This is a genomic window from Futiania mangrovi (genome assembly GCF_024158125.1).
Taxonomy (GTDB): Bacteria; Pseudomonadota; Alphaproteobacteria; order Futianiales; family Futianiaceae; genus Futiania; species Futiania mangrovi.
The window spans coordinates 1,081,507-1,097,327 of record NZ_JAMZFT010000002.1 but is presented as its reverse complement, the minus strand read 5'-3'; the positions used below and the strand labels follow the sequence as shown (position 1 = coordinate 1,097,327).

The following is a 15,821-nucleotide window of genomic DNA, read 5'->3' as shown; positions in this document are numbered from 1 at the left end:
GCAGCGGCTCCAGGATCATTTGCGGCGGGACGGCAAGACGAGGTCGAGCCCGACGACCCGCTGAACCGTCAGGATCGCAAGAAAGGAAAAGACGACGATTATTGCGGAAATCGCCAACATCCCGGGCTGGAAATCGAACTGCATGTCCTGAAAAATCTGGATGGGCAGCGTCGTCGTGGATGGGCCAACGAGAAAGAGCGAAACCGGCACATCCCCGAACGAGAAGATGAAAGCGTAGAACATCCCTGCCAACAGGCCGGGCCGCAACGCCGGCAGCGTCACATGCCAAAACGTTTCCCACTGCGTTGCACCGAGGCTCGCTGCCGCCTCTTCCAGTCCCTCGTCGAGGCGGGCCAGTACCGAGCCGATGGCGCCTACGCAATAGGGGATGGCCACAAAGCTGTGACCAACCACAAGGGCCGTCAGGTTGGTCAACGGGTTGAAGCCCGTAATCGCGATGACCTGGTAGGCAAAGTTCATCATTACCGCGCCTGTGACGACGAGGGGGATCTGCACCGGAATGCGGAAGAAAGACTCCAGAAATGCACGACCAATGATCCGTCCACGCACCAAAGCGAGCGCGATCATGAGACCGAGAACGGCAGAGCATACTGCCACCAATATCGCGACCAGCAGACTCACCACAAATCCGTCCATGTACTTCTGTGGAAGCGAGAGGTACCACTCCAGCGTTAGTTCGCGAGGCGGAAAGCGGATCGCGAAGCCCTCAGCCGTATCAAAGGACGCCCCGACGACGATAACGAACGGCGCCAGCAGAAATGCCATTGAGAAAAAGGCAACAAAGTGGGAAAGGCGCGGGATGCGGACGTGTCCCATCATCTCGCCTTCCTTCTACGGGAGGTCATCGAGAGAGCGACCGCCACGTTGAGGACAAACACGATCACAAGCATTGTGGTCGCGAGTGCCGCCCCCATCGCATATCGATTCCCCTGGATTATTTCTTGCTGGATCAGAACCGGCATCGTACGCACCCGCCCGCCTCCCAGCAGCAGCGCTGACGTGAATGCGCCGACATTCATGTTGAACGCGATGAGAGCCGTCGCGATGAGCCCGGGCCGCATGATCGGAAGGATCACGCGAAGGAAGATTGCCCCGCGCGTCGCCCCATGGATTGCCGCCGCCTCTTCAAGCCACAACGGAATGGTTTGGCACACAGCGAACAGCATCAGGATTGCGATCGGCAATGTGTAGTGCATCAGGCCAATCAGCACACCGATTTCATTGTTGATCATCGCGATGGGCCTGTCGGTGACGCCAAGCCCGGCAAGCGCCTCGTTGATGATCCCCGTCGAGCCCAGGATGATGTTGAGTCCGAGGATCTTGATGACGATGGTGACCAGCGATGTTGTCAACACGAGGCCGAGAAGCACGGATGCCGTCAATCCGCCAAGCCGGGCAAATGAGTACGCCGTCGGCATCGCAACGATCAGCACCGCGATGGTGGCGATAGCCGAAAGACGCAACGTCAGCCAGATGGAGCCCAGATAGAACGGATCGGTGAGGATGGTCGCATAGTTCGCGAAGGTTAGTTCGTCACCGACCGAGCCAAAGCCTGTGTCGCGATGAAGGCTCATCCAGATGAACGAAGCCTGTGGGACAACGAGCAGGATCAGGCTGACGAGCCCGGGGACCCACAGGAAGTGCTCCCAGCGCACCGCATGTCGGCTACGGGTCGGTAGGGCGGCCGAACTCATTTTCTGCGCCCAGCGCTATCTTCGGGGAACATGACGATGTCGGAATGCGCAAACGAAACAAAGACGCTATCCCCTACAGCGTGGTCGCCATCGCGGCTCTCCGAAAGCACGGCCTCTCCCCATGGCAGGGTCAGTTCATAGTGCACCACGTTTCCGAGAAAGCGCTTTCCCGTAACAGTTGCGGAGAGGCTTGTGTGGTCGGAACAGGCCTCCCCCGGCTCACGCGACAGGATTAGGTGCTCAGGCCGCAGATTGATCGTTACCTTCCCTCCCAAGGGGTGGTCATCCGGCAGGCCGATCACAAGAATCGTTCCGTCAGATGCACGGGCAATGAGTTGATCGCCCATACCAGCGACATCAGCCGGAATCTCATTCCGCTTTCCAATGAAACCGGCGACAAACGGACTCGCCGGTCGGCGGTAAAGATTGTCAGCGGTCCCGGCCTGGCGGATCTCCCCCTTGTCCATGAGGACGATACGATCGGCCAACGCCATCGCTTCCTGCTGGTCGTGCGTAACCAGAATTGTCGTTATCCCCAAAGTCTTCTTGATGCGAAGGATCTCTTCCTGAAGCTGCTCGCGGAGCTTGAGGTCAAGAGCGCCGAGTGGCTCGTCCATCAACAGGACGCTGGGCGTATGGGCAAGCGCCCGGGCCAGGGCAACGCGTTGCTGCTGCCCGCCGGAAAGCTCGTCAATGTGATAGTCCGCCTGAGACGAAAGGTGCACCAGGTCCAGAAGTTCCTCGACCCGAGCCTTGATCGTCTCGCGAGGGGCGCCACGGCGACGAAGCCCGAAGGCGATATTCTCGGCGACATTCATGTTCGGGAACAGGGCATAGTTCTGAAAGACCATGCCGATGTCACGCTTGCGTGGTGGCAGACGCGTTACGTCCTTGCCTCCGAGCAGAATCTGCCCTGCCGTCGGATCTACGAACCCCGCGATCATCCGAAGCGTCGTAGTCTTGCCACATCCAGAAGGGCCCAGGAGGACTATGAACTCGCCCTCGCTGATCTCGAGGTTCACATCCCTTACGGCGACGGAGCCGCCATAGGACTTGGATACCCCCCTCAGGGAAACACTGGACATCCCGTCTCCTGCACTGGCGCCGAAGATTAGGAATCGGCCGACACGTAGGCCGCGGCGGGGGCGAAGCAGACATCGTAGATGCGCAGCCAGTTGCCGCCCATGACCTTGTCGATCTCACCCTGCAAGAATCCTCTTTGCGACAGCCCCTTGGCAATGTTGCTTATCTGTGCTGGTGATCTGATCCAGTCGGACCACCCCTCGTGCGGTGCAATCTTCATTTGCTCAGCCGGAGCACTCTCCCGCGACCAGCGGGCAAAGCGCCACCACGTTCGCACGCTGTTCGGGTGACCGGGACAGTAGTCAAGGCCAATGCCGACGTGGTCGATGCCAATGCGGTCGACAGTCCAGGCGACCATCTCGGAAAAGCGCTCGAGCGTGGTTGCCGCACCTTCCGGCGTCATGTTGCGGTTCGGCGTAAGCCCGATCACGCCGCCGCGTGCACTGAGCGCCTTTATCGCCTCCGTTGTTTTCAGTCGGCCCGCCCCATAGACAGGCGAGCCAACGAATTCGCGCGGGTTCGCATGGGTGATCGCGACCGGCTTTTCCGACATCTCGATCGCATCCAGCGTCGTTCGCTCACCACAATGCGATAGGTCGATCATGATCCCGACGCGGTTCATCTCCTGAACAGCGAGTGCGCCGAAACGGGAGGAGATCCCCGCATCCTTTGCCTCCCAATAGCCGCAACCGATATAATTCTGCAGGTTGTAGGTCAGCTGCATGATGCACACGCCGAGCGCCCGGAAGTGCGTAAACAGCTCGATGTCGTGCTCAATCGGCGCGGTATTCTGGAAACTGAAGACGACAGCCGTGCGCCCAGACGCAGCGATGGAGCGAATCTCATCCACGGAGGTCGCAGGCGCAATAAGATCGCTGTTTTCCTCGAGAGCCCGACGCCATCTGCTCAGGACAGTGATCGCCTCGCGCGCATTTTCCCAGACGCAAATGCAGGTGTTCACGCAACCGATACCGCCATCGCGCCATTCCTCGAACCATCGCCGCTCAGGCGTAGGCATGGATAGTCCGTCGATGATGAGGGGGACTTCCTGTCGTGAGTGTCCATTGACCCGGGTCTGAGCCATGCTTTTCCTCGGTGTTCTTTTGATCCCGCAGGCAGGCAATGGCGGCCGGCGGCACCTGGCCGCCGGCCAAGTGCGTCCTTTAGCGGCTCATCTGCCGGTTCCATCGATCACGCCAGGCCGTCTGATCCAGCTTGGTCCAGTCGATACGGTAGGCATTCTCGATCTGCTCAGGCTTGAGCAGCATGACGGACGCCAGTTCCGGCTCGTTCATCATACGCGCACGCGCCTCCGGGTTGACGGGGACCTGGCCGACGACAGACCCGTGCCCGTACTGCGCCTCCGCTGTCAGTGCAGTGTTGATGAAGGCGTGTGCCGCTTCGGGTGAGGATGCGCCCTTCAAAATAGCAAACTTCAGCGGCCACAGCGCCGCGGTCTTTTCGCCGATCTTCGGGTAGGAAACCGCGACGGGTGCACCGGAACGCCTCAGGCGCAGAGCCCAACTCGATTGCCATGGCGCGGCCCAGATCTCACCGGAGCCGAACCTTGTAGCGAGGTCCGTCGAGCCTGAAAAGAAATAGGCGGGGTTCATCTTCTTAACGAGTTCGAGCGCGGGAGAGAGATCGCTCTCGTTGCCTCCCGCCAGTCCGACTATGGCGGCCCAGTGCGCACCGTTGGCGATGTCCGGAAACGCGACATGTCCCGCGAGGCGCTCGTCGATCAGATCGGCATGGCGCTGAGGCGGTTCGATACCCAACTCTGCGAACTTCTCCTTGTTGTAGACAATTCCGTCGACAGTGAACTGGGTAGCGACCGCGGTGGGCGTTCGCGCCCACCCTGGCAAATCCCGCGCAGCGGGCAACTGGTCATAGTCCAGCGGCATGAAGATATCGGAACCGTCGAGAACGGATGCCTGAGCTGGCGTGTATTCCATAACCTCGAACGCATTCAGACCCTGCCGGGAGGCAGCAATCTGCTTGGCGAGATTGTCGTCCGGGTTGCCGAGAACGAACTCGACGCCAATCGACGTGTCCGGAATCCGCTGAACTATGTTCTTTACATAGGAATCGCGCCAGCTGCCGCCCCATGAGGCCACACGAATAGTCTTCGTGTTCTGTGCAGCGAGCCGCCCAGCCAACCCAACCGCTGGAACCGCAGCGATACCGGCGATCAGGCCGCGCCTTGTGATATTCATCTGACAATCCTCCATTGGTTCGTTCTGGTTACTCCAACGCTCCATGAGCCGTCAGGATCAGGCCTCCCCGAAACCGACCATCGCCTTCACTTCGAGATACTCGCGAAGCCCGTGGACACCCCATTCGCGCCCGTTGCCGGATTGCTTGTAGCCCCCGAAAGGGGCGCTTCGATCCACGGGCGGGTAATTCATCTGGACGATCCCGGCCCTCATCTGCCTCGCGACACGTCGCACGGCGGTCATGTCCCGCCCCTGGACGAAGGCAGCGAGGCCATACGGGATGTCGTTGGCGATCCGTACCGCGTCGTTCTCGTCCTCGTAGGGAATAAGGCAAAGAACTGGCCCGAAGATTTCCTCTCGCGCGATCGCCATCGACGGGTCGACATCGCTGAATACCGTTGGCTGCACCACGAAGCCGCGCACGATCCCGTCCGGCCGGCCTGGACCGCCAGCGACAAGGCGCGCCCCGGAAGCAACGCCTGCCTCGATGTAAGCCTGCACCTTCGCGAATTGCGCTGCATTGGCGACCGGGCCGATAACGCTGCCGGGACTGTCCGCGGGACCTGCGAGGGTCTCACCCGCCACCCTTGCCGCGATAGCTTCGGCCTTCTCGAGCAAGGGCCGGGGCACAAGCATGCGCGTCGGTGCGATGCAAGATTGGCCGCTGTTGTTGAAACACCGGGCGACGCCTTTGCTGACCGCATCCTCGAGATCCGCGTCCGGCAGAATGATGTTGGGCGACTTGCCACCGAGCTCCAGCGTGACACGCTTCACTGTGTCGGCCGCGGCCTTCGAAATCTCGACGCCGGCCCGTGTCGAGCCAGTGAAAGAAATCATGTCGACCAAGGGGTGGACGGTCAGCGCAGAACCGGTTGTCAGGCCGTCCCCCTGGACAAGGTTGAAGGTACCAGAAGGCGCCCCGGCGTCCGCGATCACTTCCGCGATGATCGCGGCACTCCATGGGCTTATCTCGCTCGGTTTGAGGACCATGGTGCAGCCGGCAGCGAGGGCTGGCGCAACCTTGCACGCGACCTGATTGATCGGAAAGTTCCACGGCGTGATGAGGCCGCAAACACCGATCGGCTCGTGCGTCACCATCGTCGAGCCTTGTTGCTCGTCGAAGGCAAAGGACGCGAGTACCCGAGCGGCTTCCCGGAAGTGCGCGGGTCCACTCGGAAAATGTACGGCATCGGCAGCCTTTCGAGGCACGCCCATCTCGACCGACATGGCCTCGGAAATCTCGGTGCGCCGCGCCTCAAGTCCGGAGGCAATGGCCTCGAGCAGCCGAATACGCTCGCCAACCGGGGTCGCGGCAAATGCGGGGAACGCGGCCCTTGCCGCATTGACAGCATGATCGACATCGTTCGCCGTGCCCCGAGCCACCCTGGCGAAGACGGTCTCGGTTGAAGGGTCAATGGCCTCGATGACATCTCCACTGGAAGATGACCACGCACCATCGATGAAATGCTTATTGAGATCGAGCATTCAGAATGAAGACCTTTAAAACTGGAAAAGAAATCGTTTTCACACCCATCTAACAGCCTATTTTTAGGTGATGCAAGGGGGAGCGGATTCACATTCGAAATGTGTTTCACTTGGGTCGAGCGCGAAGGGATCGCAACCAACGGCAACCTCACGATAAAATCCGCGCTCTGGCGAACAGGCAGGTCACGACGACTTCCCTTTTCGCACGCCGTCCACATAAGGAGCCCCTAGAAAAGTATGAATCGACAGGCACTTATGAAATCGTTGTCATTTTTTCTTGATTCATTCATTTCAGGCAATCAATATGAAAACGTTGTCATTGAAAAACCCGCGGAAAACAAATGGTTTTCTGAGGTTTGTTGCGGCCGCGTGATGTCGTGTTCTCCATCATTCTTTGAAGGGGTCGAGGTCACTCGATGCAGACATTCGGCGTGCACATCGATGGCCGGACAAAAGCAGGTCGGGGACAGCCGGCTCCGATCATCAGCCCGATCGATGGAAACGAATGGGCAAGCGTAACCTCGTCTCTCGATGACCTAGCGGAGGCGATCTCGTCATCCGCCAGCGCCCGTAACAGCGGCGAGTGGACCGGGATGGATCCGTCGCAGCGTGCGCGCATCCTGCTGCGGTATGCGGATCTCATCGAGGAGCATGGAGAAACTTTCGCCGATCTCGAGGTTCAGGCATCGGGCAAGACGCGGCGGGTGACCCGGAACGAGGCAAAGGGCGCGGCTGGCCGCTACCGGTTCTACGCTGGGGCTGCTGACAAGATTTACGGCGCCCAGGCACAGCTTACGAAAACCGCTGAAGCCAAGGTTGTACATGAGCCGGTCGGTCTCGTCGCTGCCATCACGCCTTCCAACGGGCCACTGTCCCTTGGAGCGTGGAAAATGGCACCGGCCCTTGCGGCGGGCAATGTCGTTCTGGTCAAACCCCCGCTTGAGGCGCCGGGCTCGACCCTGCTGCTTGCGGAGTTGGCGGCCGAGGCCGGAATGCCAGCGGGAGTTCTCAATGTTGTCCCGGGTGGCGCGGATATCGGCGAAGCGCTTGCCACGTCGGAAGAGGTCGATTTTCTGACCTTCACGGGCAGTACGGCTGTCGCCAAGCACCTCGGCGCAGCCTTGCTCTCGCGGATGCGGCCTATCGTTTGCGAGGCAGGGGGCAAGTCCGCACAGATCATATTTGAGGACGCCGATCTCGACTCCGCCCTGATCCAGGCGCGACAGGGCGTGTTCTCGAATGCAGGACAATCCTGTGTCGCTGGGTCGCGCCTGCTCGTCCAGCGCCCTGTCTATGAAACATTTGTGGACCGCCTCACCGCATCGGCGAAAAAGTTACGGGTGGGCGATCCATTAGACGAGAGCACCCACATCGGCCCATTGTCGAGCGCCAGGGCGCTCGAACGGGTGCAGGCAATGGTCGATCGGGCCGTTGCCCAGGGCGCTGAACTCCTAACTGGCGGTGCGCCGCCGCAGGTGCCCAAGCCGATCGCTAAGGGATTCTATTTCGCGCCGACCGTCATCACGGGCGTGACGCCAGATTTTGAGATCTGGCAGGAGGAGGTGTTCGGCCCGGTGACCGTAGTCCACCCATTTGACGATGAGGACGAGGCCATCGCGCTTGCCAACGCCACCGACTACGGCCTCGCAGCCAGTGTCTGGACGCGCGACCTTGGCCGCATTCAGCGCGTCAGCGCCGCCCTCAAGACGGGAACGGTCTGGGTCAACACCTATCGCATCATGCACCACCGCGTGCCCTTCGGTGGTTACAAGGACTCGGGCATCGGCCGGGAGAACGGTCTCGAGGCGCTTTATGAGGTGCTCAACGTCAAGACCGTGGTCGTCGAGAGCGCGCCGGCCGTCGACGCGTTCGCCTTTTGAGGGGATGAGGATGTCGGAAGACGCCGCAGCACGTGATAACGGTTCGGTCGATAGATTCCAGATCATTTCAACCCGGGATCTGGAAAAGGTTTACTTCACGGCGCAGGGCATCGTGCGCGCCCTCGGGCCAGTCTCCATCTCGCTCCCCGCTGGGGAAACGCTCGGCATCGTCGGTCCTAGCGGATGCGGCAAGAGCACCTTCTTGCGCGTGGTGGCAGGCCTCGATACGGCGACACGCGGCAAGGTTGAGGTGGCGGGAAAGCCCGTGACGGCGCCGCTCACCGATGTCGGGATCGTGTTTCAGCGCGATCTGCTGCTGGACTGGCGATCGGTGATCGACAACGTGATGCTTCCGTCGGAGTTGCGCAAGACCGACAGGAAGGCGACGCTGCAGCGCGCCTACGAGCTTCTCGAGGAATTGGGTGTTGCCGATTTCGCCGAGCGCAATCCGTGGGAGCTGTCCGGCGGGATGCGCCAGCGCGTCTCCATCGCGCGGGCGTTGTTGCTGCGGCCGTCGATGCTTCTGCTCGACGAGCCTTTCAGCGCGCTAGACGCGCTGACGCGCGACCAGATGAACGTGATCCTCCAACGACTGCAAATGCATGAGCGGGTCACGACGCTCTTCATCACGCACAGCATTCCGGAGGCCGTCTTCCTTTCCGACCGCGTCATCGTGATGTCGAACCGGCCGGGTCAGGTGCTTGACGACATTAAGGTCGATCTGCCGAAGCCGCGAACGCTCAGCATTCGCGAAGAGCCTGCCTTCACGGAGATCACGCGGCGGATCCGGGAACACTTCGAGCGCGCGGGGGTGCTTGTCGGATGACCTACGAGATGAGAGCCGAGGATGAAGCGATCTTTCACGACCGGCTTCGCAAGGCGCGTCGCGATCGGTTGAGCCGGAACCTGTTTCTTCCGCTGCTGAGCGGCCTGCTGGGTCTGGGCTTTTGGGAAGTCGCGGTGATCTTGTTCGATTTCCCCGTCTACCTGCTCCCTGCGCCAACCGTTGTCGTCGAGGCAATGATCGAGAAGTGGTCCTTTCTGCAGAGCAATCTGATCTACACCGTCATTGCTTCCATCACGGGGTTCACGATCGCGCTCGTGGGAGGTGTCTTCCTTGGCGCGGCCATCACGGCCTCTGCAGTCGTCGACCGCATGGCCTATCCCTGGCTCGTGATTTCCCATGCGATCCCGAAGGTTGTGGTCGCCCCGCTCCTCTTGGTGTGGGTCGGCTTCGGGATAAAGAGCGGCATCATCTTCGTGGTAGTATTCACGTTCTTTCCGATCGTGGTGAACACCGTTACCGGCCTGAAATCGTCGGACCCCGATCTTCTTCAGCTGGTGCGTTCCATGGGAGCAACCCCGCGTCAGGCGCTGTGGAAGATACGGATACCAAACGCGCTTCCGCACATCTTCGCAGGCATCAAGATCTCGGCGACGCTGGCACCGGTTGGCGCGGTGATCGGCGAGTTCGTCGCCTCGAACGAAGGGCTTGGATACGTGCTTATCCAGGCCGTCGGAAATCTTGAGACGCCACTCGCCTTCGCGGCGGTCTTCATCATATCGGCCTTCGGAATCCTGATCTGGTACCTCGCCGAGATGATCGAGCGTCTTTCCATTCCCTGGCATGCAAGCCAGCGGGAAAGCCCTGGCGCGACATAGCGGGGCAAAGCAGTCCAACCGGACTCCAACGAGAGCAAGGAGGGTTTGTGTCATGGCAAGCAAAAAAGGGATCAGCGGTCTGGCCGCCGTACTGTCGGCTGTCGTCCTCGCGCCCGTCGCCGTCGGCGGATTCGCATCGATCGCTTCGGCGGAACCGTTGAAGGTCAGTCTCGACTGGGCATGGCGCCCCTATCATGCGCCGTTCATCCTCGCGGAGGGGAAGGGGTACTACAAGGACGCCGGCCTCGACGTGGAAATGGAGCAGGGCCGGGGGTCTAAGAACACGGCCCTGATGGTGTCCCAGGGTAATTACGACATCGGCCACCTGAACGTGACCAATGCTGCGCACGCGATCGCGAAGGGCGTGCCGCTCCACGTGGTCGGCGTCTATCAGCACAAGACAGCCGCGTCCTTCATCGGGCTGGCGGAGAAGGTCGACTTTTCCAATGGCGTGGAGTCGCTGAAGAAATACCGCATCGGCAGCACGCCGGGCGGGTCGGATCAGCTCAGCCTGTCGATCTTCAAGGCGGCCAACAATCTTTCCGACAGCGATCTGAACGTTGTTTCGCTGGACGGCAACACCAAGACGGCAGCGCTTCTGGCGGGCGAGATCGACGTGGTGAGCGGCGACAGCTATGCCTACAAGGCGATCGTCAAGGGCGCGGGCGGCAACCCCGTCGCGCTTCAACTCGCCGACTTCGGAGTGCCGCTCCTGGGCTTCGGCTTCGCCGTGAACAAGGAGTTCGAGAAGGACAACGGGGACAAGATCAGGACCTTCCTCGAGGTGACGAAGCGCGCCTTCGCAGAGGTCGCGGCCGATCCCGACGGCGCCTGCACCTATATCCGGACCCAGAAGGAGATCCCCGGCTCGCAGCAGCAGTGCGTCGACTATGTGACGAACCTGCTGGACCTGTCCCAGGATCCCAAGTCGGCGGATTGGGGGCACCAGACCCGTGAGGAGTGGGTGGCGCTCCTCGGCACGCTGGAGAAGGTCGGTGAGATCGACGGCGGATATGACGTCGACGCCTTCTTCACGAACGCCTACGTGCCGAACTGATCGGCCAGGTATCCGGCGCAGAGAGTGGTCGACATGAACAGACATAGCGACAGCGACGTCATCGTGGTCGGCGGCGGTCACAACGGACTGGTCTGCGCCGGATATCTCGCCCGGTCCGGCCTGCGCGTCACGGTTCTCGAAAGGCGCGCAAGGCTGGGCGGGCCCGCCGGCACCCAGGACTTCATGCCGGGATACCGTTCAACGATCACCAACTCTCCTGGGTCGTTGGAGCCAAAGGTTATTGCCGACCTCGAACTTGAGCGGTTCGGGTTGGAATTCGTACGGCCGAATCCGACCCTCGTTCACCCGCTTCCCGGAAACCGGCTGTTCCTGGGATGGCGCGAAAGTGAGAAGACCCAGGACCAGCTCGAGAGCTATGCAACCGGGGAGAGTGCCCGTTACCAAGGGCTTCTCGACTACGTTCAATGGTTCGCGAACCGCTTGGGAATTTCGCTGTTCGAGCCGCCGCCTTCGCTGAAGGAGTTGGTGCGTAATCTCGACAGCATCGAGGAGCAGGAGGCCTTCTCCCGCTTTTTCTTCGGAAGCGTGCGCTCGCTCTTTGACGAATTTGGCCTGGCAGAAGAAACCAAGGCCGTCATGGGACCGCTCGCGACGGTCAGCGGCATTGTCGGGCCATCGACTCCGGGCACGCCGTTCGGCCTGATGATGCGCCCGCTCTCACTTGCGTCTCTTGCAAGCGACAGCACGGACGATCCACGGCGAATGCCGCTACGCGGTTCAACCGGACTGCCGATTGGGGGTATGGGCGCGATCATCGATGCAATGGAGCGCTCATTGCTTGCGCGCGGCGTAGCGATCCACCGCGAGGCGAGCGTGAGCCGGATCGTGTGCGACCAGGACGGCGTGGAGAGCGTTCAACTCGATGATGGCACGGTCCACCGGGCGCCGATTGTCGTCTCTGCGATGAACCCCTACCTGACTGTGGCCGTTATCGACGGACCGGATCCCTTCTGGGCCGATCTCCGCGCCAAGATAGTCAGGAAGCCGCTCAAGGGGAAGGCCTTCAAGATTGTCCTCGGGCTCGGCGACATACCCCGCTATTCCGCCGCAAGGTCGGAGGAGGAGGCGCGCACACTGGCGTCTGCACAGTTTCGTATTGCACCGACACTCGACTACCTCGACGACAGTTATGCGGACATGCTTCGTGGCCGCGTGCCGGAAAACCCGATCGTGTGGGGACTTTGCCACTCGCTCACCTCGCCGATCTTGGCGCCGGAAGGCAAGCATGTCCTCAGCCTCAACATAGGAAACGCACCCTACACGCTACGCGAGGGGAACTGGGCAACCGAGAAGCACAAGCTGTTCGAGCGCGTCATTGCGAAAACAGCGGAATGGATCCCCAACCTCCCGGACATTATCGAGGACTACCACTACCTCGATCCGGGTGAATTCGAAGACGAATTCAGCCTCGTCGAAGCCAACATCACGCATGGTGATGTACTTCCCTACAAGCAGTTCTGGATGCGCCCGTTGCCCGGTTTGCATCGCTACCGGACGCCCGCCAGAGGGCTCTACCTCAGCGGCGCTGGGACATGGCCCGGCAATTTTGTCTCCGGGATACCGGGGCATAACACCGCGCAGGAAGTACTGCGCGACCTCGCCAGCGGGCATCTCAGTCTTGAGAAACCCCGAATTCATCATGCAGGAACAGCAGGAGAATAAAGCGGTGGCCGAATTTCTTGTGAACATCAAGTTCGTTTGGCCGGAGTCGGTCAGCGACGAGACCCGTGCCGAGCTTCGCGACAGGGAGCGCGCCTATGCGGCCGAACTCGTGAAGAAAGGACATCTCGTGCGCATGTGGCGGGTTCCGGGCCGCAAGGAAAACTGGGGGCTCTGGAGGGCAAAGGACGCAACCGAACTGCACGATGTCCTGACGAGCCTCCCGGTCTGGCCGTACATGGATCTGCAGGTGCATGCCGTTGCCAAGCATCCCGTGGATCCATTGCGTCACGAGGATCTTTGAGCGTCAGCGGCATGCGTGATTGCGACCATCGCGCAGGATGAGGGAGGCGGCATTGGCCACGGTGACCGATGTGGCACGACGGGCGAACGTCTCCGTGTCGACCGTCTCACGGGTTCTCAGCGGCAAGCAGACGGTTGCGCCGAAGACGCGGCAGCGGGTGATGAAGGCTGTCGAGGCCTTGGGCTATCAGCGCAACCAATTGGCGCAGAGCCTCAGGCTCGGCCGCAGCCAGACCGTAGGGTTCATCGTCGGGGATATCGAGCAGACGGTTTACCCCTTGCTGTCCAAGTACCTGCAGGCGGAACTCGAGGAGACGGGTTCCAATCTTCTCCTGTTCAACACGAGTCACAGGACCGATCGCCTCAAGTCCATGCTGAGCCACGCCCGTCAGCTACGGCTCAGTGCAGTCCTGATCGCCACGAGCGACGAACTCGATACCGAGATACTCTGCCGGTTTCGGGACGACGAGACCGAATATTCGTGCCCCATCGTGGTTCTTGGCCAGGACCTTAGTGCGCACGGGATCTGCTCCGTTTGGCACGATGACGAGGCCGGCTCGTATGCCGCAACCCGACACATGATCGCGACAGGATGCAAGCGGATTGGCTATATCGGTCGGATCCACGGATCGGCTATCGGGGCGATGCGCTCCAAGGGCTATATGCGGGCGATTCGCGAGGCGTTCGGTGAGGTAGAGCCCGACCGTATCTGGGACGCCTCCTACAGGTATCCGGCCGGCTATTCAACCTTATTGAAGTCGCTGGAGAAGGGCCAGCGTCTCGATGCGGTCATGGCCGGCAGCGACGAGATTGCACTCGGCGTCATGGCCGCGGCAATCGATAGCGGCATGATCATACCGCAAGACCTTTCGCTGGTCGGCTTCGGTGACGTCGAATGGGGTGCGCACGTGCGTCCCTCGCTGTCCACGCTGTCGAGCGACTTTCCCCGAATGGCCCGGGTGGTGAGCGAGATCATAGCGAAGCGCCACGCCGGAGACATGACGCCATCGGCAGTGCCAATCCCACGGAAGTTAATCCTCCGGCGATCCGTGCGCCAGTCGGCGCTCCAGGCTTACCTACGAGATGCCGGAAGAATTGAGCAGACGGCCGCGGACAATCCAGCGCCGTCACGGTACATTGAGCAGGAGCAGGACAATGCTGATTGACGGCCTTCAGTGCGGACATTTCGACAGGGGCAGCTTCGAGGCGCTCTCCCGCGGAAATGTGTCTTGCGTGACCGTGACGCTGGGTTTCTGGGAAGGAGCCATCGAGTCCCTTGATGCGATCACGCACTGGCGGGATCTCGTTGCCGAATGTGCGGATCTTGCCGAGATTGTGCGCACGCGGCAGGACATCGAAGACGCCAATGCCCGAGGCAAGGTCGCCGTGGTCCTCGGCTATCAGAATTCGAACCTGTTCGACGGCCGGATCCGCTTCGTGGAGCTGTTTCATGAACTGGGCGTCCGCGTAGTGCAACTGACATACAACAATCAGAATGAATACGGTGGCAGTTGTTATGAGCCGAACGACTCCGGCCTCTCGCGCGCCGGATTGAAGATGGTCCGCGAGATGAACCGGGTAGGGATGCTGATCGACCTGTCGCATGTGGGCGACCGCACCAGCGCGGACGCGATAAAGGCATCACACATGCCGGTAGCGATCACCCATGCAAACCCGCACGAAATCATCCCGCATCCTCGAAACAAGCAGCGTTATGTGCTCGACGCGCTGCGCGAGAACAATGGCATCATCGGCTGTGCGGCTTACCGCAACATCACCGGCGACGAGTATTGCAAGACAGCCGAAAAATGGTGCGAGATGGTGGCGCGCACCGTGGAAATCGTCGGTATCGATCACGTAGGCATAGGAACCGACCGTAGTCACAACACGACCGTCAAGGACCTGGACTGGATGCGGATGGGGCGCTGGTCGCGCGATATCGACTTCGGAGCAGGTTCCGCCAAGAAGCCCGGAAAAGTGCCGCCAGCCGACTGGTTTCAAGACGTCTCGGATCTCGGAAAGATTCCAGACGCTTTGCGGACCGTTGGGTTCAACGCAGAGGAGGCACGGAAGATCCTTCGCGACAACTGGCTGCGCATCTACGAGACGGTTTTCCCAGGGGAGCGCACCTCCACTGCCTAGTGGGGCGGCGTCAGAGGAAACTGATCGGTGTTGTCAGAGGAAATCCGTTGAGGCCGACAGGCGGTGTCCCTAGCCTCGGTGGATGCCCAGCCCCTTCCGCTATTTCAAGACATCGCCTGAGGTGATCCGCCTCGCCGTGATGATGTACCTCCGGTTCCCGCTCTCGCTGAGGAATGTCGAGGATCTGCTCCACGAGCGAGGCATCGACATCAGCCACGAAGCGGTGCGGTTCGGGTGGAACCGGTGCGGGCCGATGTTCGCCGGTGAGATCCGACGGAAGCGGGCCCAGTTCCTGGGTGGCTTCCGCCGGTGGCGATGGCACCTGGACGCGGTCTACCTGAAGATCGGCGGGGAGATGCATGACCTGTGGCGGGCCGTCGATCACGAGGGCGAGGTGCTGGAGGCCTATGTCACAAAAATCCGGGAACGCAAGGCGGCTCTCAGGTTCCTGCCCTGCGCAAACTGAGACCGGTTCGCTTTCGTCTGACAGCACCCTTTTGGGAGTTCGATAAAGTACTGCTCCTAAGCCAAGCGCCAAGACCCTTAGGGCCACTCTCGGTTCATTCCTTTAACAATACCGTCTGCCCACATCCGACTT

14 protein-coding genes and 1 pseudogene are annotated in these 15,821 nt (G+C 60.8%); 9 read left to right on the top strand and 6 right to left on the bottom strand.

Translation table 11 applies throughout. The features are described from left to right. Positions 1-15: 15 nt before the first annotated feature. The 6 genes from NJQ99_RS12085 to NJQ99_RS12060 form a co-directional block, all read right to left on the bottom strand. Positions 16-840: an ABC transporter permease gene (locus tag NJQ99_RS12085; protein ID WP_269333084.1), complete on the bottom strand. Its 825-nt coding sequence runs from the start codon at positions 838-840 to the stop codon at positions 16-18. After that, positions 837-1,715, bottom strand: coding sequence for an ABC transporter permease (locus NJQ99_RS12080; RefSeq protein WP_269333083.1), 879 nt, complete (start codon positions 1,713-1,715; stop codon positions 837-839). Before NJQ99_RS12080 ends, NJQ99_RS12085 begins: the two co-directional genes overlap by 4 nt. Continuing rightward, on the bottom strand, positions 1,712-2,800 hold the full coding sequence (locus NJQ99_RS12075) for an ABC transporter ATP-binding protein (protein WP_269333082.1): 1,089 nt from the start codon (positions 2,798-2,800) through the stop codon (positions 1,712-1,714). The genes NJQ99_RS12080 and NJQ99_RS12075 overlap by 4 nt, the downstream gene beginning before the upstream one ends. A gap of 26 nt (positions 2,801-2,826) precedes the next feature. Then, positions 2,827-3,882 carry a dipeptidase gene (locus NJQ99_RS12070; protein WP_269333081.1) on the bottom strand — a complete coding sequence of 352 codons (1,056 nt, stop codon included), beginning with the start codon at positions 3,880-3,882 and terminating at the stop codon, positions 2,827-2,829. 79 nt (positions 3,883-3,961) lie between these two features. Further along, positions 3,962-5,014 carry an ABC transporter substrate-binding protein gene (locus NJQ99_RS12065; RefSeq protein ID WP_269333080.1) on the bottom strand — a complete coding sequence of 351 codons (1,053 nt, stop codon included), beginning with the start codon at positions 5,012-5,014 and terminating at the stop codon, positions 3,962-3,964. 57 nt (positions 5,015-5,071) lie between these two features. After that, positions 5,072-6,499, bottom strand: coding sequence for an aldehyde dehydrogenase family protein (locus tag NJQ99_RS12060; RefSeq protein WP_269333079.1), 1,428 nt, complete (start codon positions 6,497-6,499; stop codon positions 5,072-5,074). 416 nt (positions 6,500-6,915) lie between these two features. Between NJQ99_RS12060 and NJQ99_RS12055 the strand changes: the two genes are divergently transcribed. The 9 genes and pseudogenes from NJQ99_RS12055 to NJQ99_RS12015 all read left to right on the top strand — a co-directional run. Beyond that, positions 6,916-8,379 carry an aldehyde dehydrogenase family protein gene (locus tag NJQ99_RS12055; protein WP_269333078.1) on the top strand — a complete coding sequence of 488 codons (1,464 nt, stop codon included), beginning with the start codon at positions 6,916-6,918 and terminating at the stop codon, positions 8,377-8,379. 10 nt (positions 8,380-8,389) lie between these two features. Beyond that, a complete protein-coding gene (locus NJQ99_RS12050; protein ID WP_269333077.1) occupies positions 8,390-9,205 on the top strand; it encodes an ABC transporter ATP-binding protein in 816 nt (271 codons plus the stop codon). Beyond that, positions 9,202-10,041: an ABC transporter permease gene (locus NJQ99_RS12045; RefSeq protein WP_269333076.1), complete on the top strand. Its 840-nt coding sequence runs from the start codon at positions 9,202-9,204 to the stop codon at positions 10,039-10,041. The genes NJQ99_RS12050 and NJQ99_RS12045 overlap by 4 nt, the downstream gene beginning before the upstream one ends. Positions 10,042-10,093: 52 nt before the next feature. Beyond that, the gene (locus tag NJQ99_RS12040; protein ID WP_269333075.1) at positions 10,094-11,098 is read left to right on the top strand and encodes an ABC transporter substrate-binding protein; all 1,005 of its coding nucleotides are present in this window, start codon (positions 10,094-10,096) and stop codon (positions 11,096-11,098) included. Positions 11,099-11,131: 33 nt separating this feature from the next. Further along, complete coding sequence (locus tag NJQ99_RS12035; protein WP_269333074.1) at positions 11,132-12,781, top strand: phytoene desaturase family protein; 1,650 nt, start codon at positions 11,132-11,134, stop codon at positions 12,779-12,781. Then, entirely contained in the window at positions 12,759-13,082 is a 324-nt protein-coding gene (locus NJQ99_RS12030; protein WP_269333073.1) for a muconolactone Delta-isomerase, read from the top strand. The genes NJQ99_RS12035 and NJQ99_RS12030 overlap by 23 nt, the downstream gene beginning before the upstream one ends. Before the next feature lie 37 nt (positions 13,083-13,119). Then, a complete protein-coding gene (locus tag NJQ99_RS12025; protein ID WP_269333072.1) occupies positions 13,120-14,247 on the top strand; it encodes a LacI family DNA-binding transcriptional regulator in 1,128 nt (375 codons plus the stop codon). Continuing rightward, positions 14,237-15,223 (top strand): dipeptidase, encoded by a 987-nt coding sequence (locus NJQ99_RS12020; RefSeq protein WP_269333071.1) that lies wholly within the window; start codon positions 14,237-14,239, stop codon positions 15,221-15,223. The genes NJQ99_RS12025 and NJQ99_RS12020 overlap by 11 nt, the downstream gene beginning before the upstream one ends. An 82-nt stretch (positions 15,224-15,305) precedes the next feature. Further along, positions 15,306-15,674: pseudogene (locus tag NJQ99_RS12015) on the top strand (IS6 family transposase); the annotation flags it as partial. Positions 15,675-15,821: the final 147 nt, after the last annotated feature.

Coding starts and splice junctions, on each gene's coding strand:
- NJQ99_RS12040 (WP_269333075.1), top strand. CDS start 10,094: ATGGCAAGCAAAAAAGGGATCAGCGGTCTGGCCGCCGTACTGTCGGCT.
- NJQ99_RS12045 (WP_269333076.1), top strand. CDS start 9,202: ATGACCTACGAGATGAGAGCCGAGGATGAAGCGATCTTTCACGACCGG.
- NJQ99_RS12080 (WP_269333083.1), bottom strand. CDS start 1,715: ATGAGTTCGGCCGCCCTACCGACCCGTAGCCGACATGCGGTGCGCTGG.
- NJQ99_RS12085 (WP_269333084.1), bottom strand. CDS start 840: ATGATGGGACACGTCCGCATCCCGCGCCTTTCCCACTTTGTTGCCTTT.
- NJQ99_RS12060 (WP_269333079.1), bottom strand. CDS start 6,499: ATGCTCGATCTCAATAAGCATTTCATCGATGGTGCGTGGTCATCTTCC.
- NJQ99_RS12065 (WP_269333080.1), bottom strand. CDS start 5,014: ATGAATATCACAAGGCGCGGCCTGATCGCCGGTATCGCTGCGGTTCCA.
- NJQ99_RS12025 (WP_269333072.1), top strand. CDS start 13,120: ATGAGGGAGGCGGCATTGGCCACGGTGACCGATGTGGCACGACGGGCG.
- NJQ99_RS12055 (WP_269333078.1), top strand. CDS start 6,916: ATGCAGACATTCGGCGTGCACATCGATGGCCGGACAAAAGCAGGTCGG.
- NJQ99_RS12035 (WP_269333074.1), top strand. CDS start 11,132: ATGAACAGACATAGCGACAGCGACGTCATCGTGGTCGGCGGCGGTCAC.
- NJQ99_RS12075 (WP_269333082.1), bottom strand. CDS start 2,800: ATGTCCAGTGTTTCCCTGAGGGGGGTATCCAAGTCCTATGGCGGCTCC.
- NJQ99_RS12050 (WP_269333077.1), top strand. CDS start 8,390: ATGTCGGAAGACGCCGCAGCACGTGATAACGGTTCGGTCGATAGATTC.
- NJQ99_RS12020 (WP_269333071.1), top strand. CDS start 14,237: ATGCTGATTGACGGCCTTCAGTGCGGACATTTCGACAGGGGCAGCTTC.
- NJQ99_RS12070 (WP_269333081.1), bottom strand. CDS start 3,882: ATGGCTCAGACCCGGGTCAATGGACACTCACGACAGGAAGTCCCCCTC.
- NJQ99_RS12030 (WP_269333073.1), top strand. CDS start 12,759: ATGCAGGAACAGCAGGAGAATAAAGCGGTGGCCGAATTTCTTGTGAAC.